Below are 334 nucleotides of genomic sequence, written 5' to 3'. Positions count from 1 at the left end.
CTGGAACGGTTACTACACCAGTGTATTCTGTACTGCCCACAAACCAACCATCAAATTGATAGCCAGGACGTGTTGTACTTACGGTATCTAAATCAACTGTTGTATCAGTTTTTACGGTGATAGAGGCAACACCACTTCCACCTTTAGTATTGAAACTGATTACTTGGTCATCGGCGGTCCATTTTGCTTTAAGGCTTAATCCGCCAACTGGCATTGTGAATGTTCCGCTGTGTTGTACATCACTTGCATCGAACCAGCCGACAAAGCTATATCCGGCTCTTGTTGGGTTGGTTAATGCATCAAGATTCACTGATGAATCTGTTGGTTGCGTCAA

General features: G+C 43.7%; 1 protein-coding gene. It reads right to left on the bottom strand.

The window, feature by feature from the left end; translation table 11 throughout:
• On the bottom strand, positions 1 to 334 hold a 334-nt coding region (locus tag FEZ08_RS12135; RefSeq protein WP_171015086.1), incomplete at both ends, for an InlB B-repeat-containing protein.

This window comes from Culicoidibacter larvae, assembly GCF_005771635.1.
Lineage (GTDB): Bacteria > Bacillota_I > Bacilli_A > Culicoidibacterales > Culicoidibacteraceae > Culicoidibacter > Culicoidibacter larvae.
The sequence above is the reverse complement of the archived record's forward strand: the minus strand, read 5'-3'. Positions and strand labels throughout refer to the sequence as shown.